Consider the following 20776-nt stretch of genomic DNA (forward strand, 5'->3'; position numbering starts at 1 on the left):
GCGATGTGGCCGAAAGCGCCTCCCAGGCCATCGAGACCGCCATCGACCAGGCCAAGCGCATCGCCGAGATGTACGAGCAGGCCGAACTGGACCTGCTGGAGGCCATCGCCCGCCAAGCCCGGCGAGGCATCGACGTCGAGAACACCGAGACGTGGGCCACCCGGCGGCTGGGCGAGGTCCAGCAGCTCCGCACAGAGGCGGCGAAGATCATTCGGCGGCTGAACGACGCCAAGCGCGCGGCGGCCAAGGCCGTGCGCGATGCCTACGCCGACGGTGCGAACACCGCGCAAGCCGAGGTGGCGGCGCAGCTCGCCGATGCCAAGGCCCGCAACCGGATCGCCAAGGTGCTCACCGACGCCCGCAAGCTCGGCGCGTCCGAACTGGTCAATCCCGGTGCCGGTGTGAACGAGCTGGCCCGCCAGTTGGACCAGGTGCTCAGCGAGGTGCAGACCGGCGCGCTGCGCGGCGTGGACGACATCTACCGTCAGGTGGTCGGCTTCGTCGCCGGATCGGAGCTGACCGGTGCGCTCACCTTCCGCCAGGTGGTCGGCCGGGCATTGCAGCGCTTCGCCGGGCAGGGCGTGAAGAGTTTCACCGACCGCGCCGGGCGCACGTGGGGACTGCGGGAGTACGCCGAGATGGCGACGCGGACCGCGACCGCCCGTGCCGCACGCGACGGCCATCTGGCGACGCTGCGCGACGCGGGCCTGGACCTGGTGTTGGTGTCCACGTCGGTCTACCCGTGCACCGTGTGCCGCCCCTGGGAGGGCGAGGTCCTCGCCCAGCGCGGCGAAGCGGGCATGGTGGAGCTGGAGCACGCCGTCAACGACGGCGAGGTGGTGCGTGTGGACGTACGCGCCACCGTCGCCGAGGCCCGAGCCCGCGGGCTCGGCCACCCCGGCTGCACCCATGGTTTCGGCGCCTACCTGCCGGGCGTCTCTAAGCCCGCGCCGCGCCCGCCGACCACCGCCACCTACGGTGACGTGCAGAAGCAGCGGCGGCTGGAACGGGAGGTCCGTGCCTGGAAGCGCAAGCAGATCGTGGCCACCGATGCGCGCAGCCGCCGGTACGCCCGCCAGAAGGCGACGGAGGCGCAAGAACGGCTTCAGCGGCACCTGGCCGAGACGGGCCTGCGCCGTAAGCGCGACCGCGAGCAGGTGAGGCGCGACGAACCGCCACTGGACCAGCCGTTCACCGCACCCGAACCGCAGCGTCCATCGGATCCCGCGCCCGCTGTCCCCACGCGAGACAGCGGGCGGGGGCCGGGGACGGCTGAGGACGCGGGACGGCAGCCCGCGCCCGGAGCCTCCCGACCGCAGGTCCGGGCGGGCGGGCCGGTGTCGCAGGAGACCGCCGACCGGATCAACGCCGCCCGGCGGGCTTTGCCGGTCGACCGGGAGCAATGGCTGGACGCCCGGTCCAGCTTCCTGCCGGACGAGCGGGTGGTCGACCGTCTCATCCGCAAGGCGCAGAAGACGCTCACCGACCTGGAAGCCAAGCGCAAGACCGCCCGCGTTAGAGATGACATCGAGAGGGTTCGGCGCGAACTGGGCCGCTATCACGACATCACGACCAAGCGGCGCGAGGACCTGATCGACTACGAACGTCGCCTGCTCGACACCGCGGCCCCGGAACGGGAGTACCGCTACCGGACGGATCGCAGCGGCGCACTGCTGCCACCGGAAACCTATGAGGCCCACCTGGACCAGGTCCTTGAGGCCGGCGAGGCGCTGCGCGAGGACCTGATGCGGCTGCTGCGTGGCGATGCCCGCCGCAGCGAACTGGAACGTGAGCGGATCGCCGCGCAGCGGCGGCACCGAGACCTCGACGACCAGGTCAAGTCCACCCAGACGGAGATCGAGAAGACCTCCCGGCAAAGCGGCGCGGGGCGCGATAAGCGGCTGGCCGAACTGTACGACCGGCATCGGCTCCTGGTCGCCGATCGCGACCAGGCCGCCCTCACGCACGGCGGGTTGAGACGAGACCTTCGGCGACGCGAGGCCGACCTGGTACGCGACCTGCTCGGCCGGGTACGCGGCATGGGCGGCCGGATGGAAGCCGAGGCGGTGTCAGGCGATCGGCTTCGCCGACTGAGGGTGAAGAAGGCACGCGACGACTGGGCGGATCTGCTGGAGGAGATCTTGCCCAGCCTGCCGTCCGACTGGATCAGGCGCACGGCGGGAAACCGGCTGCATGTCGCCACTTCTGCTGATGGCCGGGCGTTCCACAGTGAACGGAACGACCTGATCGCACTCGACGAGGGCGGCGGGGGCAGCGGCAACGGGGCCTTCAGCTCATCGAGTGCGGAGGTGTTCCTGCACGAGATGGGGCACCGCATGGAGGCGTACGTACCGGGGCTGCGTGACCTGGAGTTCACGATGGTGCGCCGCCGTGCCACCAAGGACGGCACCCTGGAAAAGCCCGTTCAGATGCGCACCGCCGATCCCTACAGCGGATATGGCAGCCATGAGATGACCTATCGTGACGACTGGCCGGAGCCTTACATCGGCAAGACCTACGAATCGCCCAACGATCAGGATCCTGCTCGCCAGTCATGGGAGATCTTCCAGATGGGGTTGCAGGATCTGTTCGGCCGGGGTGACCGCAAGTTCGGCGATCTCGACCTGGAGAGATTCATGCTCGGCGTCCTGGGAGTGCTGTGATGGCCTGGCGGGTGGACTCGCGCACGGTCGCCGGACGGTGGGTGGCCTATGACGGATCGGACTGGACGTCCGATGCCGACACCTGGCCGGACATGATCGTCGGACTAGCGCAGCCACAGCCGCTCACACCGACCGGGCCCTACTACACCCCGGCCGGTCCCGATGACGAGGTGGCGATCTTTCTGCGTGCGGTGCGCGTGATCGCGGCCCCGGTGGTCACAGGCGACCCGCCCCAGGTGCCACAGCCTGAGCCTCCTGGTGAGACCCCAGGCGACACCCTCTACTAGACCTTTCCTCCTTCCACAGGCCCGCCCGGTGCGGGCCTTTCTCATGTCCGCAGTCGAGCCCGCCAGGCGCGGGTTCTTTTCATGTCCGGCTCCAGGAGGGCCTTGTCGTGATTCACGAGTCTCTGCCGACCGTGCCGGGCGCGCTGATCGGCGTCAGGAAGAACGGCCGGCCCATCTATGTGCAGGCCGGTGGCTCCGAGACCGTGCCCGAGCAGGGACCGGCACGCGACGCACCGCCCAACGAGGTGCCGCCCGTGAACGCGCCGGAGCCCGAGGTGGTCAACCCGGACGCCAAGCGGGTCGACGAACTGCCGAACTGGGCGCAACGGCTCATCAAGGACACGCGCAACGAGGCGGCGGAGCACCGCACTCAGCTTTCCGAACTGCGCAGGCAGGTCGAGTCGCAGCCGACCGGCCCATCCGCCGAGGACCTGGTGCGCACGGCGCAGCAGGAGGTCGCGCAGCAGATCGCCCGCGCCTTGGGGCTGGCCGAGGCCGAAGAGACGCCGCCAGACCCGCAGACGGTGATCGACAAGCTCACCAGCGAGAAGGCGACCACGGAGCAGGAGCGCGACGCCGAGCGCGACCTGCACCGCCGGGTGCGCGTTGAGCTGGCCGTGCACCGGTCCTCGACGAAGTTCGGCGCGGACCCCGATGCGCTGCTGGACAGCCGCTCTTTTCTGCGCAACCTCCGGGAACTCGACCCCGATGACGCAGCAGCCATCGACGACGTGATCAAGCGCGCGGTGGAGGACAACCCCAAGTTCAAGGCATCGCAGACGGCAGGCCCGCCCGCGAAGTCGGGAGGCGATTTCGCCGGCGGGACCGGCGCACGCCCCGAAGAGGCCATGACCGTCGATGACTTCCGCGCCCGCAGGCGCAAGAAGTCCGAAGCCACCTAAGAGGTAAGCAATGCCTTTGGGCAACAACACGCTGCTCACCCCCGATCTGATCGCCAAGCAGGCGCTCGCCACCCTGTACGAGACCTGCGTGATGGCGCAGCTCGTGCACCGCGACCTGGACACCGAGTTCGCCGGTAAGCAGGGCGACACCGTGACGGTGAGGAAGCCCGCGGTCTTCGTCGCCGACGAGTACGACCGCAGCCAGGGCATCAACGTGCAGAACGCCGTTGAGGGCGCGATCCCCGTCACGCTGAACCACCTGGCCGACGTCTCCTTCACGGTGACCAGCGAAGAGATGACGCTGGAGGTCGAAGACTTCGGTGTCCAGTTCCTCAACCCGGCGATGGAGGCGATCAGCCAGAAGATCGACCGGGACCTTCTGGAACTGCGCAACGACATCGTGCAGGAGGTCGGCGTCGTCGGTGGCGCCAACATCCACGCCTGGGACGTGCCGCAGGTCGCGATCGACGCCGACCGGGTGCTCAACGAGCGCAACGTGCCCCCGTCGCAGCGGTCCCTGGTGACCGGCCCGCAGACCAAGGCGCACTGGCTGTCGGACCCGCTGTTCCACCAGGTGGACACCTCCGGCACCACGGACGGCCTGCGCGAGGCGTCGCTGGGCAGGCGGATCTTCGGATTCGACGCGTTCGGCACCCAGAACATCAAGGTGCCCGCGCAGACCAGCGGAAACAGCACCACCGAGGTGGGCGTCGCGTTCCACAGGACCGCCCTGTGCCTGGTCATGCGTCCGCTGGTGCTCCCGCAGGGCGCGGCCCGCGCCACCGTGGCCAACTACAAGGGCTTCTCTTTGCGCGTGGTCATGGATTACGACATCGACCTCAAGCAGGACATCATCTCGATCGACTGCCTCTACGGCACCAAGACCTTGGACCCCCACCGGGCGGTACTGGTCAAGGGCCCCGATGTGACGTAAGCACTGTCGCTTTCGTCAAGGTCCTTCGGGCCGTGGACGTCTGTTCGCGGCCCTTTCACATGCCTCTAGAAGGGGACTGCTTCACATGGCCTACAAGCCTCGCGTCACCGAGAAGACCATCACGCTCAAGGGCGCGGCCATCGCGTCAAGTGTGCACGTGCTGTGGCGGGCCAGCGTGCCCTGCCGGGTCACCGCCGTGCGCGCCTACCGGCTCGGCGGCAGCGGCGCGGTGATCAACGCCGCGAAGAACGGCACCGACCTGTGCTCGGCCGACCTGTCGGTCAGCTCCGCCGCCACCTGGATGTCGGGCACCCTCGCCGCTCCGGCGGCGCTGCGCCTGGCCGAAGGCGACACGCTCACGGCCGAGGTGGTCAGCGCCGCCGGTAGCCCGACCGACCTTGCCATCCAGATCGACATCCGCAAGGACGCAAGCTACTGATGAACGCCACCAAGTGGGTGTACCGCAACGGCCGCACCGGCCAGACGATCGAACTCGACGAGCGGTCGGTGCGGTTCGATCATCTGGACAACTGGCTGCTGATCGCCTCGCCGCCGCAGCCCGAGGGTGCACCGCCCGTCCAGGTCGCGACCAAGCCGCTCCGCCCGGCCGACAACGCCTCCAAGCCGCAGTGGGTGACGTACGCGATCGCGCGTGGCATCGCCGAGGCCGACGCGCTCAGCCTCAGCAAGCCCGCGCTGATCGAGGAGTGCAACAACATCGACGCGGAGGACGGCGATGGCGCGCACTGAGCTGACCATCACGCCCGTGCCGCGCGCCGGGCTGTCGCTGGCCGCCGCGCTGCCGAACGCGGCGAACGCGGACGGCCACATGTTCACCTGGTCCGACAAGCGGCAAATCCGGATCAAGAACACCAATGCCTCTTCGCGGACCATCACCTTCCAGATCCCAGGTGAGGTGGACGGCCAGCCGCTGCCCGACCGCGCCTACGTGATCCCGGCCAGCACGGGAGATGTGCTCATCCCCCCGCTGCCCGCCGTCTACCGGCGTAGTGACGGCATGGTGTGGCTGGACTACACCGCCACGGCGGACGTCACGGTCGCCGTGTACGAGCTGCCGTAGGAGGTCGTCGTGGTACTGGTCTACGCGACCGCGTCCGACTACACCGCCTACACCGGGCAGAGCGCCCCCTCCGGCGTCGACCAGGAACTGGCCCGCGCCAGTGAGCGGATCGACGAACTGCTGCTGGGCGCGGTGTACCCGACCGATGAGGACGGGCGGCCGGTCGAAGACGACGTGCGGGAAGCCCTGATGCGCGCCACCTGCGCGCAGGCCGCCTGGCAGGTCACGGTGGGCGACCCCTATGGCGTGGCCAGTGCGTTCAAGTCCGTGTCGATCGGCTCGGTCAAGCTGGACCGGGAAGCCTCCACGAGCACGGGCGCTCAGCGCTACGCACAGGACGCGCTGTCGATCCTGCGCACCGCCGGCCTGTTGCCCGGCTCCATCATCGATGCCTCGGCCTAGCACTGACCGGCCACCGGACGACATCGAGCGGAGGTGGTCCGGTGACGGTGCTCCCTGCCTGGCTGCTGCGCCACCGGGTGATCATCGAGCCCTATCTGGGGGACGGCGCCTATGGCCCGGTGTTCGGCCCCGCCGCCGTGCACCCTTGCCTCGCCGATGACGAGCGAAAGATGGTGCGCGACGCCGAAGGGTCCGAGGTCGTCTCCGAGCTGACCTTGTATCTGATGCCGGGCGTGGTGTGCCCGGCGGGATCGCGCGTCACCGTGAACGGCCGCAGCACCACGGTGATCGGCTCCTACGTGCGCGACGGTGGCGGCCTGCCGACACCGGATCATGTCGAGGCGGTGTGCCAGTGATGGCCAAGTCCGGGTTCGACGCGAAGCTCTCGCCCGCCGCGCTGGAGGCGAAGTCGAAGCGGGCAGCCGTACACGGGCTCACCAAGGCGGTAGAGCATCTGCGCACCGTCTCACAGGGCCGGGTGCCCGTGGACAACTACGACCTGCACGACACGGCATGGGCGGGCGTGGACGAATCGGCACTGCAAGGCGTGGTGAGCTACTCGACGCCGTACGCCGTGTACCAGCACGAAGTCGAGGAACTCGACCACGACCCCGGCCGCACTTGGAAGTACCTGGAAAACCCGGCTCATGAGGAAGCCGAGGTCATGCGCGCCCTGGTGGCCGCCGAGCTGCGCCGGGCGTTCCGCAAGTGATCGGGGGTGCGTGGTGGCGTTCTCCCGTGACCTGCTGACCGGCCTGGCCGAGTTCCTGGCCGCCCACGATGTGGCCGACTGGAACGAGGACGGCTACTACGCCTCCGGCCAGGTGGCGCTGACCATCGGCGGGCTGCCCCCGTCCCCGGACCGGGCGATCAGCCTCGCGGTGTACGGCGCCGGCCGCGAGGGTGACCATGCCACGCAGGCCGACAGCGTCATGCAGGTCCAGGCCCGCATCCGCGGTGGCACCGACCCGCGTCTCACCGACGATCTCGCCGACGCCGTCTTCGACCGGCTGCACGGGCTGTCCGAGGTCGAGCTGCCGACCGGAATCTGGCTGTACCAGGCGCAGCGCCGCATCGTCGCGCCACTCGACCGTGACTCCTCCGGGCGCTGGGGGAGGGCCGACAGCTACGAGCTGTCGGTGCTGCGGCCCAGCTCGCATCGGCGCTGAATCCCGCCTGACCTTCATCTGCCGTAAGCGCAATGGCTTGCGGCGCTTCTCTGTCGCAAGGAGGCACCACATGGCGCTGCGAAGCCTGCTCGCCAAGGACTGGGTTCTGGAGGTCAACACCGGTACGGAGGGCGCTCCGGTGTGGACGCCCGTCCGGGGACTGACGTCGATGGAGTTCGCCCTCGACAACGAGACCGAGGACGACGCCGACTTCGAGAGCGACGGCTGGGCCAGCGAGGTCATCACCCAGCGGAGCTGGACCCTGGAATGCGAGGGCCGCCGCAAGCGTGACACCTCTTCGGCCGGCTTCGTTCCCGACGCGGGACAGGAGTATTTGCGCCAGGCCGGTCTGGTCGTCGGGCTGGGCGCGTCGGTGCACGTCAGGTGGTACCGGCGCGATGGTGCTCCCGACGCGTTCGAGGGCATCGCAGGCGTGCAGTACAGCGGCGGCGGAGGCGAGACGACCGACCTGGAGCCGTTCGAGGTCGAGCTGCTGGGTCAGGGCAAGCCCGAGCCGATCGACAACCCGGCGGCGCCCTGATGGCCACGTTCGCCGATCTCGATGACTTCTTCGACGACGGTCTGGAGCTGCCGGTCGCGGGCAAGACCTACCGCGTCCCCCCGCCGTCCGCCGAGACGGGCCTGTACTGCCAGCGGCTCGCCGAGGCGGGCCAGGCGGCGGCGAAGGGCGACCAGGCACCGGACGCCGACCTGGACGACGCCCGCGAACTCGACCTGTACCGCCGCGTGCTCGGGCCGGTCTACGACGAGCTGATCGCTGACGGCGTCTCCTGGACCCGCATCAAGCACGTCGGGATCACCGCGTTCATGTGGGTGATCGGCAACGAGCAGGCGGCGCAGGCGTACTGGGAGCGCGGCCCGGAAGGCGTGGCCCCGGCAGCGACGCGGGCGGCCCGCTCGACGACCTGACGGGGCTTCGCGACTGGTACGACGCCGACGACGTCCCGCGCGCGGGCGGCTCGTCGGTGACCTGGGCGGCGCTGCTGGAGCGCTGGGCGCTGGTCGAGGCCGATCTGCATGCCGAATTCGGCATCGACCTCGACGAGCCCGGCCTGCTGACCTCCCGCACCTGGCGCTGGCTGCGCACCCGCATCCTCGGCCTGCTGAGCGCCGACACCCGCGTCTGCCGCGCTCTGGCCCCCGACGCCGAACGCCAGCGACCGTCCCGACCCCGGTTGCGGAGGTGAGCGGCGATGGCGCTGAACGTCGGCGAGTTGTACGCCACGTTCTCCCTCCGTGACCAGGCGAGCGGGCCACTCGGCAAGCTCGTCGCCGGAATCCAGGTACGGGCCACCGGAGTGCAGGTGGCGCTGGTCGGTGCCGGAATGGCCGCCGGTCGCATGTCGTCGGCCATCGCCGGTGGGGCCGCATCCGCAGCGACCTCCCTGGCCTCAGCGGGCACCAAGAGCGCCGGACTCCTATCGGGCATCGGCGTGGCCGGTGTCGCGGTCGGTGGCGTTCTGGCCGGCGTCTTCGCCGGGATCACGGCGGGCATCGCGAAGATCGGCATCCAGGCCGCGATGTCCGCACCGCAGGTCAAGGCCGCGTTCGCTGGGCTGAAGTCGAGCGTCCAGGCTGACCTGGCCGACGCGGCGAGCGTGTTTCAGGGGCCGCTCATCGCGGCGGCGGGTCAGCTCAAGACGATTTTCTCTGCGCAGGTCGCGCCCGCCTTGCAGGGGATGTTCACCCAGCTCGCTCCGCTGATCGGCCAGTTCACCGGCGGGCTCGGGCAGATGCTCACCCCGCTGCTGCCCGCCATCCAGGGCATCGTCGGCGCGGTCGCCCCCATGCTCGGCCAACTCGCCGGTTCCTTGGGCACGTTCGGCGGGCAGATCGCGACGTTCCTCGCCCCGATCTCGGCCGCGTTGGCGGCCAACAGCGGGCTACTGGCCACGCTGGTGACCGGCATCGGCGGGGTTCTGGCCGCTCTCGGACCGCTGCTCGCCGCGTTCGTGCAGCTCGCCGGGCAGGTCGTCGGGCCGCTCACCACAGGACTGACTCTCGTGGGCCAGACCCTGTCCGCGCAGCTCGGACCGGTGCTCGTGCAGCTCGGACCACTGATCGGCCAGCTCATCGGCCAGTTCGCGCAGATCATCGTGGCGATCATCCCGCTGGTACCGCCGATCCTTCAGCTCGTCGCCACCCTGGCTGGCGCGCTGATGCCCGTGCTGACGCAGATCGTCCAGGCGCTGGCCGCAGCGCTCCAGCCGATCCTGGTCGCGCTCCAGCCTGTGCTTGGCGCGCTGGCGCAGGTGTTCGGCCAGGTCATCACGGCCCTGCTGCCGATCCTCCCGCCGATCTCCCAGTTGATCACTAGCCTGCTTCCCGTCGTGGTGACGCTGGTCAAAGCGCTCACACCGATTTTGACCATGCTGGCCGGGGTCTTCTCCAAGGTCGTCGGCGCGCTCACCCCGTTCATCGCACCCCTGGTGCAGATCGTCACCGCCCTGCTGCCGCCGTTGCTGTCCTTGGTCCAAGCCGTTGTGAAGCTGTTCCAGGGCGATTTCCGAGGCGCTTTGAAGGTCGTGCAGGACGCCTTCGGCAACGCTGGCAAGGTCGTCAAGGAAGCCTTCATGAAGATCATCGAGGCGGGGACGAACCTGCTGTCCGGCCTGTGGGAGGGCATCAAGGGCAAGGTCACGTGGTTTCTCGGCAAGATCGGCGAGTTCTTCGGCAACCTGCTGCCCGACTGGGTCAAGGACATGCTCGGCATCAAGTCGCCCTCCACCGTCTTCGCCGCGATCGGCGAACAGACCATGGCGGGCTTTGGTGCCGGGATGCTCGCCCAGGAGCGGGCGGTCCTAGCCACTGCGGGCCGGATCGGTGACGCCGTGACCGCCGCCTTCCGCTCGGGCATCGACCGGGACCTGGTCGACCGCTACCTCGACCGCCAGAAGGACGCCACCCTGCGCAAGCTCGCCCTGCGGCAGATGAAGTTCCTCGGCCCGCTCCTCGGCGCGGCGAGCAAGCTGCGCGCCAAGCCGGTCGTGCTCGACAACGCGGTGGCGGGGATCGCCTACGCCCACCGCGCCCTGCCGGTCGCGCCGAGCGCGAGCGCGCAACCGGGCGGCCGTGGACCGATCACGGTCAACGTCACCAACAACTATCCGCGCGCCGAAGCGACCAGCGCGACGGTGAACCGCAGCTTGCAGTACGCCGCCGCGCTCGGCCTGTAAGCCATCCGACCTGCGCCGCTGCCGCACGACCCACGGAGGTGTGCGGTGGCGATCAATGTGGGCGAGCTGTTCGTCACCCTGGACCTGCGCGACCGGCAGTTCACGCACGCCCTGCGCCAGGCCGTGGAGAGCCTGAATCGCGACGGCGACACCCTGGAGCGCACCGCCTCCCGGCTGACCACATCGGTCGGCTCGATGCTCGGCGATCTTTCGCGGTACGGCATCGCGCTGGTCACCGCCGCCGCTCGGGTATCGGTGCTCGGCGCCGCCGCCTCGGGAGCGATCAGCGGAGTGACGTCGCTCGGTGCGGCCCTCGCCCCACTGGCCGGAGCACTGCTCGTACTGCCCGGAGTGGCGGCAGTCGGCGCAGTCGCCCTGAGCACGTTGAGCTTCGCACTCATCGGCGTGAAAGACGCCATCGCGGCGGCGCTCGGCGACGACCTGGTCAAGTTCGGCGAAGCGCTCGCCCGGTTGTCCCCGGCCGCCCAATCGGCGGCGTGGGAACTGCGGGCGCTCAAGCCGCTCATCGGCGCGATCCGCGTCACCGTTCAAGAAGCCCTGTTCGCACCGCTCGCCGGGCACCTCACGGCGCTCGCTGCGGTGCTGGCGGGACCGCTTACCTCGGGCATGGCCGCCGTCGCGGACGCTCTCGGCCGGGCGGCGGCGCGAGCGGCGGAGTTCGCTCGCAGCGCGCTGGCGGTCTCCGCCGTGGGCACGGTGTTCGCCGCTACTCGCTCGATCATCGACTCCCTGTCGGCGGCGATCGTGCCGCTCGGCAGCGGCCTGGCTCGGCTCGTCGCCTTGGGCGCTCTGTTCGCCGCGTCGCTCGCCCCCGCCGTCGCTCAGGTCGCCGCCCGGTTCGGCGAATGGCTGAGTGCCGCTGTCACCTCGGGGCGGGCACTGGGATGGATGCGGGGCGCGGTGCAGGTGTTCGTGCAGCTCGCCGCCATCGCCCGTGACGTGTGGGGCATCCTCGGCGGGATCTTCACCGCCATGCGCGGCGCGGGCGGCGATGCGCTCGGCGCGATCGGCATCGTGCTCGACCGGCTCAACGCCTGGGTGAACAGCCCGGCCGGGCAGGGGGCGCTGACGGCGGTGTTCGTGGCAATGGCCCAGGCCGCGCGGGCGCTCGGTCCGGTCCTGGCCGCGCTCGGTGCGGGTATCGGCGCTCTCGCACCGCTCATCGGAGCGCTGGCCGTGCAGATCGGCCCCATCCTGACCGACGCCATCAACGCGCTGGTCCCGGCGCTGGCCGCCCTGTTTCCCGGCCTGAGCGCCGTCTTCGCGGCACTCGGCCAGGCGGTGATCGCCCTGGCCCCTGCGCTGGTGCCACTCGGCCACGCGATCAGCGCCGTCATGATCGCCATCTCTCCACTGATCCCGGTGGTCGGCCAGCTCGCCGCTCTGCTGGCGACCGTGCTCGCCGATGCGGTGCAGCAGATCGTGCAGCAGACCGGCGGCGACCTGGTGAACGCGCTCATCCAGCTCGCACCACACCTGGGATCACTGATCACGAGCTTCGCCGGCCTGCTGCCGCAGATCGTGCCGATCCTGCCGCCGCTGATCACGCTGGTGCGCGACCTGCTGCCTCCGCTCACCGCCCTGGTGGAGGCGGTGTCCCGGCTGCTGCGCGGCGACTTCATCGGCGCACTCGACGCGGCCGGCCGCGCGATCCTCGGCTTCTTGTCGGTGGTCGGCAATCTCGGCTGGGAGCTACTGAACGGACTGTGGCATGGCATCCAGTCGGCCGAGTTGTGGTTCCGCGACGTGATCTACAACTTCTTCCGCTCGATCATGCCCGACTGGGTGCGCCAGGCTCTCGGCATCAGCTCGCCCAGCAGGGTGTTCATGGAAATCGGCCGTCAGACGATGCTCGGCATGAGCACCGGCATGCTCGGTCAGTCCAAGCGGGTGCTCGCCGACGCACGTCGCATCGCGCACCGGCTGAGCGGCGCGTTCGCACCCGAGCTGGGCGTCGATCTGGGCTCGACCGGCCAGGCCGCCATCGGCGCAGGCCGGGGCGGCAGCCCGGTGAACATCCAGGTCACCACGATCAACCCGGTGGCCGAGCCAACCAGCGAAGTCGTCAATCGGGGCCTCGCCTATGCCGGACTCCTGGGGGTGTTGTAGTGCCGACGTACACGCTCGACGGCGTGCCTCTGACCCACCCTGCGGGCTGCTGGCGGCTCAAGGTCGGCACCAAGCGTCGTCCCCTTCCGGGCGTTCGCGCCGTGTCGGTCGTGGTTCCCGGCCGCCACGGTCAGATCCCTGTCTACGGCCTGGACCTGGAGACCACGACACTGCCGCTGGCCTGTGCCGTCTATGGCCGCACCCCCGCAGGCGCGGACGGCGGCCACGAGCAGATGGAACACAACCTGGAAGCGCTCGGCGCACTGCTGGGGGAGCGAAACCGGCTGATGCTCCTGCGGTACGAAGCGGGAGCGATCGTCCGCGTGGCCGAAGTGATGGTGGAGGCGGTCTCCGAGCCCGAGGTCAACGTCGGTGCGGCCATAGCCCGGTTCACGGCCATGCTCACCATCCCCGGTGTGCTGTGGCGCGATGAGGTGACGGCCACGTGGGCGGGCAGCGCGAACGCCGCCGCTCAGGTGGTGACGCCACTGGCGGGCTCAACAGGGCCGATCGTCGATGCGCTGGTACGGATCACCGGTCCTGTGGTGAACCCGTCCGTGAAGGACGTGGCCAGCGGCGGCACCATCTCGCGGGCCTCCGGTGTGCTTGCCGGTGAGCGGCTGCTGATCGACTGTGCCGCCATGCGGGCCGCTCTTGTGGACAGCGACACCTGGGACCTGGAGGCGGGTGACAACGTGACGGGGGAGATCCAGGCGACGGGGCCGGGTAGCGCGTTCCGGTGGCTTCACCTGACGTCGGCGGTCGCGCTGGGGGATCCACACTCGCGGGCGGTGCTGGTCACCTCAACCGCCAGCTCAACCAGCGTTGCGTCGGCGCTGGAGATCAGAGCGCGGCGATCATTCCTCTGAGCTGGGATTATCTCCGTGCGGCTGCGTCCCAACGTACCGAAGAGAGAACAAGCCGCCGATCTGCAGAGTGGATAGCAACCAGTTCCGGCAACTTATAGGCTACGACGGAAGCTATATCAACGATTCGAGAAGAGATAATTAGCGAAAATTTCTGATATGCCGAGAACTATAAAACTAGTCGAAAAAAACGATCGAAAAATAAGAACCGTGAGCCCTGGGTCCCACTAGGTTGTAGCATGTACTTAAGCAGGAAACCTCCGGCGGTGGAACACCGCCGGAGGTCTGTGACCCGCTATGGCTGCTAACTCGTGCGGGTCCTGCGCGGACTGGGGTTCGGGTGGCACTGCCACCCGGCCCTAGCTCCGGAACACCCAATCCAGGATCATAAGAAGCAGTTGCATAAGCAACAGCAACTCCTCCCGACTCAGGTCCTCCGGCGACTCGGCCATATCTCCCCTTCCCGTGGCGGACCGACCCCTCGGGCGAGGAGCCAGAGAACGACCTCGGTTACCGGTCGCCCCCCGGGCGACCGACAAAGCGGAGTATCACTCGAATCTCGCCTCAGTTTACAGCCCGGCGATTCCCGGCGTGGTCTTCATGGCGACTCCGGCCAGTTTTTCCGCGCAATTACTCGAAGCCGGCCGCTAGAACAACAGGCCAACCATGATCGACAATACGTAAAGCCCTGAGCGCCGCTCTGCGGGGCGGAGTCTCGGACGCATCCCTTCACATTCGGGTCGGCATATTCGTGCGCCAGCGTGGATTCTAGGGCTGCGTAACTTGTCCTACTTTAGCGCCGTAGCGACATCAATGCTTTTAATGCATTGACTTGCGTGCAACTGTCACTATGTGCAGATTAATCCACTTTGCGAAGCCTGTGCACGACCCGAAGAAACGGCTCCGCCATGGGGGTGCCATGTTCGAGCTGCGCCTTGCCGTCCACGTGCCCAGCGGTGACCGCCTTGGCCCCCTGCCGCATCCCCTGGCCTTCGAGGCAGGCTGGCCGCTCGGCGATGTGCCCGCCCTCAAGCTCACCTCCAGCGGCATAGCCGCAGGCGGCGACCTGCTCTCCGAGCCCTGTGAGGTGGCGGTCGAGTGGTCGCAGGACGGCGCCGCCTGGACTGAGGCCCCCGATAGCCGATTCCTCCTGATCAAGCGCCGCAAAGACGGAGCCGACCGCGCTGCCGTCTCCCGGTTCGAGCTGCCGGGCTGGATCTGGCAGCTCCGCAAGGCCGTCCTGTACCCCGGTGACGCGCCGCTGGTGGGCGGCAAGCGCGCGTTCCTGAGCGCCACGCCAGGCGCGATCCTTCAAACAATGCTGTCCGAGGCGCAGACCAGGGGAGCGGTGCCCGGTGTGGTGTGGGACTTCACACCGACCATCGACAGCAACGGCGATCCCTGGGCGAAGATCCTCACGATCTCCTACCAGCCCGGTATGGACACCCTGACCGTGCTGATCAACCTGCACGAGCAGGGCGTGTGCGATTTCCGCACGCTCGGTCGCACGGTCCAGGTGTTCAACCCCGACACCGAACTGGGCCGCGACCTGGCCACCGTCCCCGCGCCGGTGGACCTGCGCCTCGGGCGCGACGTGGTCGAGGCGCCGCAGACCGGCACCTTGGAAGATCGCGCCAGCGCGGTCCTGGTCGTCGGTGACAACGGCTTCCGCGAGGAGTACACCTCGCCAGCGCACGGGCCGTGGGGACGATGGGAAACCTATATCGGGCACGGCGGGGTGAGCGATCCGGGCACCGCCGCCCTGCTCGCCGAGTCTGCCCTGGCCAGAGCTGGGGCGGAGCGGGTGCAACGCACCTGCGGTATCACGATCACACCAGGCACCCGCTGGCTGCCGTGGCGGGACTACCGGCCAGGCGACCGCATCCTCGCCCCCGGCGAGGGCGGCATGGCGAGCATGCGTGTGCGTCAAATGACGCTCACCCGCGATCAGCGCGGCGTGCTCGGCGGAAGCCTGGTGCTGAACGATCGCCTGCTGGAGCGCGAGATCCGGCTGGCCCGCCGCACTTCGGGCATCGTCGGCGGCTCGACCGCCACTGGCGGGTCAGGTGCGCAGCCCGCGCCCGAAGCACCCGCGCCGCGCACGCCCGCCGCGCCCGGCGGTTTGATCGTCGATCCGACCCCCTACATCGACGAGGCCGGCTTCCCACGTGGCCAGATCACCGCGGCCTGGGGCGTGGTGACCGCTGACGTCAACGGCGTGGCACTCGACGTGGGCGGCTACGAGCTGTTCATGCGCGTCAACGAGGTCGGCGCGCTGTGGTTCCTTGTTGCCGTCACCGAGGCCGACGACCTCAGCGTCACCTTCAGCCCCCTGGTGATCGGCCAGCAGTATCAGTTCAAGGTACGCGCCGTGAACCTGGGCAAGCGCGGGCCGTTCTCCGGCTCGGTCGCGGTGACCGTCCCCGACGACACGGACGCGCCGCCGGTGCCCACTGCGCCCGTGCTCGCCACCCGGTTGGGCGTGGTGCATGTCGAATGGGACGGCATGGGCGCCGGGGCCGCCCCGATGCCGACCGACTTCCACCGCGTCGTGGTCGAGATGCAGGACCCGCTCGCACCGGGCTGGTCGGAGATCGGTTATTTGGAAGCGGCCGGAAGCATCGTGGTACCGGGCTTGCCGTACGGGCAGGACAGGGAGTTCTCCTTCACCGCCATCGACCGCAGCGGCAATGCCTCGGCCCAATCGGTGACGGCGACCATCGCCACCGCGCCGCTCGTGCTCGGGGACGCCGCGAACTCCTCGATCGCCACCGGCAACCTGGTGGCGAACGCGGTCACCGCGTCGAAGATCGCTGCCGGAGCGGTCGAGGCGTCGCACATCGCTGCGAACGCCGTGACGGCGGCCAAGCTCGAAGCCGTGCTGACGCTCACCACCCGCCTGGTCGCGGGCAACCCCTCCGGTGCACGCGTCGAGCTGCGCGACACCGGTCTTGCGGCCTTCGACGGCGGGGGCATGCAGACCGTCTCCATCTCATCAGCGTCCGGCGCGGTCACCATCATCGGCCAGCTTGCCACCGGCACCATTGGCCGGCGCATCGTGGTCAACCCGGCGGGCGCGGCCGACCCGGAGGTCAGGTTCTATCCCGGATCCGGCGTGAACTACGCCCGCATCTGGACCGACACCGACGCCGCGATCCGGCTGTACTCGGGCACCAGCCCAGACGGCACCCGCCGTAGCGAGGTCATCCAGCGCGGCGACGAGTGGCGCATGCACATGGTGCAGAGCAGCGACGGCCTGGCGGGCGGCGGCTACATGTTCGCCCAGCCCGAACGGCTGGAGGTCGGCTACAACGACATCGGCGGCCGGTTGAACAGGTGGCTGTTCGCCAAAGGCAGTGAACTGTCCAGCGGCACGGGCTACACGCAGTTCCGGGGCACCTTCCATTACGACACTGGCGCGGGGCTGGCGATGTTCGCCCGCAATCTGACGACCCCCGCATCCTCGCACTTCGTGGCGTTCAACGTCACCCTTCAGTCCACGCCACGGCTGGTCATCACCGCCGACAATCCCAGCCCATCGAACCTGATCTTCCATGTGGCCTCACCCAGCACAACCGGCTTCACCCTGCGCAGTCACCTGACCGGCGGCGGGACCACCTTCATCACCTTGCTGTACTGCTGGATCTGGCGGCAGCACGGCGTGGCCTGAAAGGAACGGACGAATGGCCATGCGCGCCTGGCGCATCGTGCGCGCCAACGACGACGGGCAGACATGGACGATCCTGTACGAGCCGGTCGGCGACGGCCACGAACACCCTGGCACGGTCGCGGTGAGCATCCCGAAAGTCGCCTTCGAGATCCGCGCCGCCGAGCACGGGCTCAAAGATGTCGATGAGGTGATCGAGGCCCTGCTGTATGAGCCGCTGCTGACCTGGATGTACGCCGAAGGCGATCCGGATGTGCAGGTGCGACTGGAAGGCGACGCACCGAGTGCCCGCGCACGCCTGCTCGACCAGATCGAGGCATGTCGCCAGCGCTACGGCCAGGTGATCACCGAGCCGATGGAGACCAGTGCGCATGCTCGGCGCACGAGCCCGCCCGCCGATCCGTTGCGGGCGCTGCGCGAAAGCGTGCGCATCGACCCGGTGCGGGTCGCCGGTCTGCGCGTGGAGATCGACGGCTTGCTGGCCGCACACGAAGGCGGCGCGTGACCCAGCCTGGCGACCTGCACGTGGACCTGACCGCCGTGGTGAACGTGCTGCGCCGCCGCATCGATGCGCTGACCTACGAGAACGCCGTGCTGTCCGCCGCCGTGGACCAGCTTCAAGCACGCGTCAACGAACAGGGCGGGGGACGCGGTGCCGCAGGTGATCATTCCCGGTGAGCCGATGCGGTACGGCCTGCGGCTGGCCGCCTACGAGCCGAACGGGGCGCGACTCGGTGTGCTCACCTCTCACCTGGGGTGGGAAGCGGCCCTTCCGCTCGGCGACGTCCCCTCGCTCAAGCTGGGCTACTCGGGGCATGCGCCCGGCGCTTCCTGGCTGGCCGCGCCATGCGAGGTGGCCGTCGAGTACTCCATCGGCGGCGGGTGGATCGAGCCCGCGAACGCGCGGTTCCTGCGCATCAAGCGCTCGGGCGACGACGCCGACGCGGCGAGGGCCTGGTCGTTCGACATGCCGGGCTGGGCCTGGCAGTTGCGCAAGGTCGTGCTGTACCCCAACGGCGCGATGGTCGAGGGCAAGCGGCCGTTCGACGCCGTCAGCCCCGGCGCGATCCTGCGAACCCTCGTCACAGAAGGCCAGGCCAGGGGATCGGTGCCGGGACTGGCGATCGACTTCACCACGTCCTTGGACAGCGGCGGCCAGCCATGGACGGCCACGCTCACGCTCGCCTTGGAGCCCGGCACCGATCTACTCGCCGCGCTGATCAACCTGAGCGAACAGGGCGTGATCGACTGGGAGATGCAAGGCCGCACGCTGCGGGTCTACAACGAGGGCACGGTGCTCGGCCGCGATCTCGCGAGTGGGCCCGCCCCTGTCGATCTGCGCCTGGGCCGCGATATCGACTCGGCACCGGACGAGGCCACGTTGGAGGACGCCTCCAGCGCCATCTTGATCGCCGGAGAGAACGGCTTGTCGGTCGAGGTCACCAACCCGGCGGCGACCGCGCCGTGGGGACGGTGGGAGACCTACCAGAGCCAGGGCGGCGTGAGCGATGAGGGCACGGCCACCCTGCTGGGCCAGCACGCGCTGGAACGTGCAGGTCGCGAACAGGTGCAGCTCACCCGCCAGCTCGTGATCAGCCATGCTTCGCGCTGGCTGCCGCTGACCGGCTATCGGCCTGGTGACCACGTGCTCGCCCCCGGCGACCAGGCGGGCATGCAGGACGTGCGTATTCGCCAGATCACCCTGTCGTGCGACGGCGACGGCAGGCTCGGCGGCAATCTGCTCTTGAATGACCGGTTCCTGGAAAGGGACATCAAGCTCGCCCGCAGGAGCGCAGGCATCCTCGACGGAGGCGTCTCCACCGGCGGAAGCGGTGGTGAGCCCTCCCCCGAGGCCGAAGGCCGGGTGCCCGCCGCACCGGTGGGGTTGCTCGCCGACGCCCAGGCGTACCTGGACGAGCACGGCTACGCGCGGGGGCAGGCGACGCTGACGTGGTCCCCCGTGACCGCCGACGTGAACGGCGTAGCCGTCGACATCGACGGCTACGAGGTCTACGCCCGCCGCAACGAAGCCGGCGAGCTGTGGATGCTGGTCGCCCAGACCGATGCCTCCGACACCACGGCGACCATCAGCCCCCTCGTGGTCGGCTGGACCTACGCGTTCAAGGCCCGCGCGACCAACAACGGGGTCAAGGGCGAGTTCTCCGCCCAGGCGATCGAGCCAGTGCCGGACGACGCCACCCCGCCGCCAGTGCCGACCACACCCCAACTCACCACGCGACTCAGTGTGGTGCACGTCGCCTGGGACGGGCTCGGCGCCAGCGCCATCCCGATGCCGTCCGACGTGGAGCGGCTGCGCATCTGGATGCAGGACCCGCTCGCCCCAGGCTGGGCCGAGATCGGCCACCTGACGGCCGCGGGCTCCATCGTGGTGCCGGGCTTGCCGTACGAGACCGACCGCGAGTTTGCCTTCACTGCGATCGACCGCTCCGGCAACGAATCGGCACGCTCGACCACAGCGACCATCGCCACGGCCCCATTAGTGGACACCGATCTCATCGGCCAGGTGATCAACGGTGCGACACACATCATTGACGGGTCTTTGCCGGCCGATGCGAAGATCACCGCAGGCACGATCACCGGTGCCTTGATCCAGGCCAATGCTGTCCAAGCCGCGCACGTCGCGGCCAATGCGATCGAGACCGACAACATCGCCGCCGGAGCCATCCAGGCCGGGCACCTGGCCGTCGCCGCCGTGACGGCGGGCAATATCGCCGCGAACGCGGTTACCGCCGATGCCATCGCTGCCACCGCGATCACTGGCAAGACGATTACCGGCTCGGTCGTGCGCAGCTCTGCGACCGGCCAGCGCTTCGTGCTGGACAGCTCCACGCTCGACCTGCGGTTCTATCCGGCAGGCACCAGCAACTACACCCGCATGTACGCGGTGGACGGGCTGTATCCCGGCGAGACGACCACGTTCATCACCAGCGGTACCAACCAGTTCAGCTCGGCCCGTGCCGAGTTCCAGGTGGCAGCAGGTCTGATCAGGCTGCGCATCCGGGGTGCGTCCGGCTCCGGCGACAACGGCGGCGTGCTCGACATCGCCGAGGATTACGGCAGGTACGGCTTCTACAACGGCGGCGCGAACACTGAGACGTACATCCACTGTCAGGGAGATGGCCGCTATTACATCCGGGGCCGGTTCTGGGACTTCTCCTTCGCCGACTCCCGCGATGCGATCCATGCGGGATCGGTCACGGTATCTGGAGGCGGGCCACCGAACTGGGGCTTATTGAGCTACGGCCCGACGATGGCCACCAACATGGGGCCGGTCGTTGCGCTGCGAGACGGCGGCGCGGGCAACACCAGTGGCAACTCCTTCACTCCACGGGCCTGGTCCGTGAGCTACAGCTCCGTCACCGGCTTCCAGGTCAACCTCGCCGCGAACTCTTCCTTCGCCCTCTATTGGTGGGCGCATCGCCACTGAGGCAGGCCCTATCGCTGACGGCACACGGGA

General features: G+C 69.0%; 21 protein-coding genes. All 21 read left to right on the forward strand.

From position 1 onward, the window contains the following. The first annotated feature begins 5 nt into the window (after window positions 1-5). The 21 genes from P3X83_RS28985 (at window position 6) to P3X83_RS29085 (ending at window position 20746) form a co-directional block, all read left to right on the forward strand. Window positions 6-2663, forward strand: a complete 2658-nt coding sequence (locus tag P3X83_RS28985; RefSeq protein ID WP_277308430.1) for a phage minor capsid protein — start codon at window positions 6-8, stop codon at window positions 2661-2663. Further along, the gene (locus P3X83_RS28990; RefSeq protein ID WP_277308431.1) at window positions 2663-2950 is read left to right on the forward strand and encodes a hypothetical protein; all 288 of its coding nucleotides are present in this window, start codon (window positions 2663-2665) and stop codon (window positions 2948-2950) included. The genes P3X83_RS28985 and P3X83_RS28990 overlap by 1 nt, the downstream gene beginning before the upstream one ends. 131 nt (window positions 2951-3081) lie before the next feature. Then, on the forward strand, window positions 3082-3852 hold the full coding sequence (locus P3X83_RS28995; RefSeq protein ID WP_277308432.1) for a hypothetical protein: 771 nt from the start codon (window positions 3082-3084) through the stop codon (window positions 3850-3852). A gap of 10 nt (window positions 3853-3862) precedes the next feature. Beyond that, window positions 3863-4786, forward strand: coding sequence for a P22 phage major capsid protein family protein (locus P3X83_RS29000; protein WP_277308433.1), 924 nt, complete (start codon window positions 3863-3865; stop codon window positions 4784-4786). Window positions 4787-4871: 85 nt separating this feature from the next. Then, window positions 4872-5225 carry a hypothetical protein gene (locus P3X83_RS29005; RefSeq protein ID WP_277308434.1) on the forward strand — a complete coding sequence of 118 codons (354 nt, stop codon included), beginning with the start codon at window positions 4872-4874 and terminating at the stop codon, window positions 5223-5225. Further along, entirely contained in the window at window positions 5225-5536 is a 312-nt protein-coding gene (locus P3X83_RS29010; protein WP_277308435.1) for a hypothetical protein, read from the forward strand. The genes P3X83_RS29005 and P3X83_RS29010 overlap by 1 nt, the downstream gene beginning before the upstream one ends. Then, window positions 5523-5867: a hypothetical protein gene (locus P3X83_RS29015; protein ID WP_277308436.1), complete on the forward strand. Its 345-nt coding sequence runs from the start codon at window positions 5523-5525 to the stop codon at window positions 5865-5867. Before P3X83_RS29010 ends, P3X83_RS29015 begins: the two co-directional genes overlap by 14 nt. 9 nt (window positions 5868-5876) lie before the next feature. Continuing rightward, a complete protein-coding gene (locus P3X83_RS29020) occupies window positions 5877-6269 on the forward strand; it encodes a hypothetical protein (protein WP_277308437.1) in 393 nt (130 codons plus the stop codon). Between the two features lie 41 nt (window positions 6270-6310). Then, window positions 6311-6625, forward strand: coding sequence for a hypothetical protein (locus P3X83_RS29025; protein ID WP_277308438.1), 315 nt, complete (start codon window positions 6311-6313; stop codon window positions 6623-6625). Beyond that, window positions 6625-6981 carry a hypothetical protein gene (locus P3X83_RS29030; protein WP_277308439.1) on the forward strand — a complete coding sequence of 119 codons (357 nt, stop codon included), beginning with the start codon at window positions 6625-6627 and terminating at the stop codon, window positions 6979-6981. Before P3X83_RS29025 ends, P3X83_RS29030 begins: the two co-directional genes overlap by 1 nt. Before the next feature lie 13 nt (window positions 6982-6994). After that, entirely contained in the window at window positions 6995-7438 is a 444-nt protein-coding gene (locus P3X83_RS29035) for a minor capsid protein (protein ID WP_277308440.1), read from the forward strand. A gap of 70 nt (window positions 7439-7508) precedes the next feature. Next, entirely contained in the window at window positions 7509-7979 is a 471-nt protein-coding gene (locus P3X83_RS29040) for a phage tail tube protein (protein ID WP_277308441.1), read from the forward strand. Then, window positions 7979-8368 carry a hypothetical protein gene (locus P3X83_RS29045; RefSeq protein WP_277308442.1) on the forward strand — a complete coding sequence of 130 codons (390 nt, stop codon included), beginning with the start codon at window positions 7979-7981 and terminating at the stop codon, window positions 8366-8368. Before P3X83_RS29040 ends, P3X83_RS29045 begins: the two co-directional genes overlap by 1 nt. A gap of 56 nt (window positions 8369-8424) precedes the next feature. Further along, on the forward strand, window positions 8425-8646 hold the full coding sequence (locus P3X83_RS29050; RefSeq protein WP_277308443.1) for a hypothetical protein: 222 nt from the start codon (window positions 8425-8427) through the stop codon (window positions 8644-8646). A gap of 6 nt (window positions 8647-8652) precedes the next feature. Continuing rightward, a complete protein-coding gene (locus tag P3X83_RS29055) occupies window positions 8653-10635 on the forward strand; it encodes a hypothetical protein (RefSeq protein ID WP_277308444.1) in 1983 nt (660 codons plus the stop codon). A 45-nt stretch (window positions 10636-10680) separates the two neighbouring features. Then, complete coding sequence (locus P3X83_RS29060) at window positions 10681-12765, forward strand: hypothetical protein (RefSeq protein ID WP_277308445.1); 2085 nt, start codon at window positions 10681-10683, stop codon at window positions 12763-12765. Then, on the forward strand, window positions 12765-13634 hold the full coding sequence (locus tag P3X83_RS29065; RefSeq protein WP_277308446.1) for a hypothetical protein: 870 nt from the start codon (window positions 12765-12767) through the stop codon (window positions 13632-13634). The genes P3X83_RS29060 and P3X83_RS29065 overlap by 1 nt, the downstream gene beginning before the upstream one ends. A gap of 829 nt (window positions 13635-14463) precedes the next feature. Beyond that, window positions 14464-17301, forward strand: a complete 2838-nt coding sequence (locus tag P3X83_RS29070) for a fibronectin type III domain-containing protein (protein ID WP_277308447.1) — start codon at window positions 14464-14466, stop codon at window positions 17299-17301. A gap of 13 nt (window positions 17302-17314) precedes the next feature. Continuing rightward, complete coding sequence (locus P3X83_RS29075; RefSeq protein WP_277308448.1) at window positions 17315-17803, forward strand: hypothetical protein; 489 nt, start codon at window positions 17315-17317, stop codon at window positions 17801-17803. After that, window positions 17800-17976, forward strand: coding sequence for a hypothetical protein (locus P3X83_RS29080; RefSeq protein WP_277308449.1), 177 nt, complete (start codon window positions 17800-17802; stop codon window positions 17974-17976). The genes P3X83_RS29075 and P3X83_RS29080 overlap by 4 nt, the downstream gene beginning before the upstream one ends. Then, window positions 17951-20746 (forward strand): fibronectin type III domain-containing protein, encoded by a 2796-nt coding sequence (locus P3X83_RS29085; protein ID WP_277308450.1) that lies wholly within the window; start codon window positions 17951-17953, stop codon window positions 20744-20746. The genes P3X83_RS29080 and P3X83_RS29085 overlap by 26 nt, the downstream gene beginning before the upstream one ends. Window positions 20747-20776 lie beyond the last annotated feature (30 nt).

Origin of the sequence: Spongiactinospora sp. TRM90649, assembly GCF_029382225.1 — a bacterium.
Classification (GTDB): domain Bacteria; phylum Actinomycetota; class Actinomycetes; order Streptosporangiales; family Streptosporangiaceae; genus Spongiactinospora.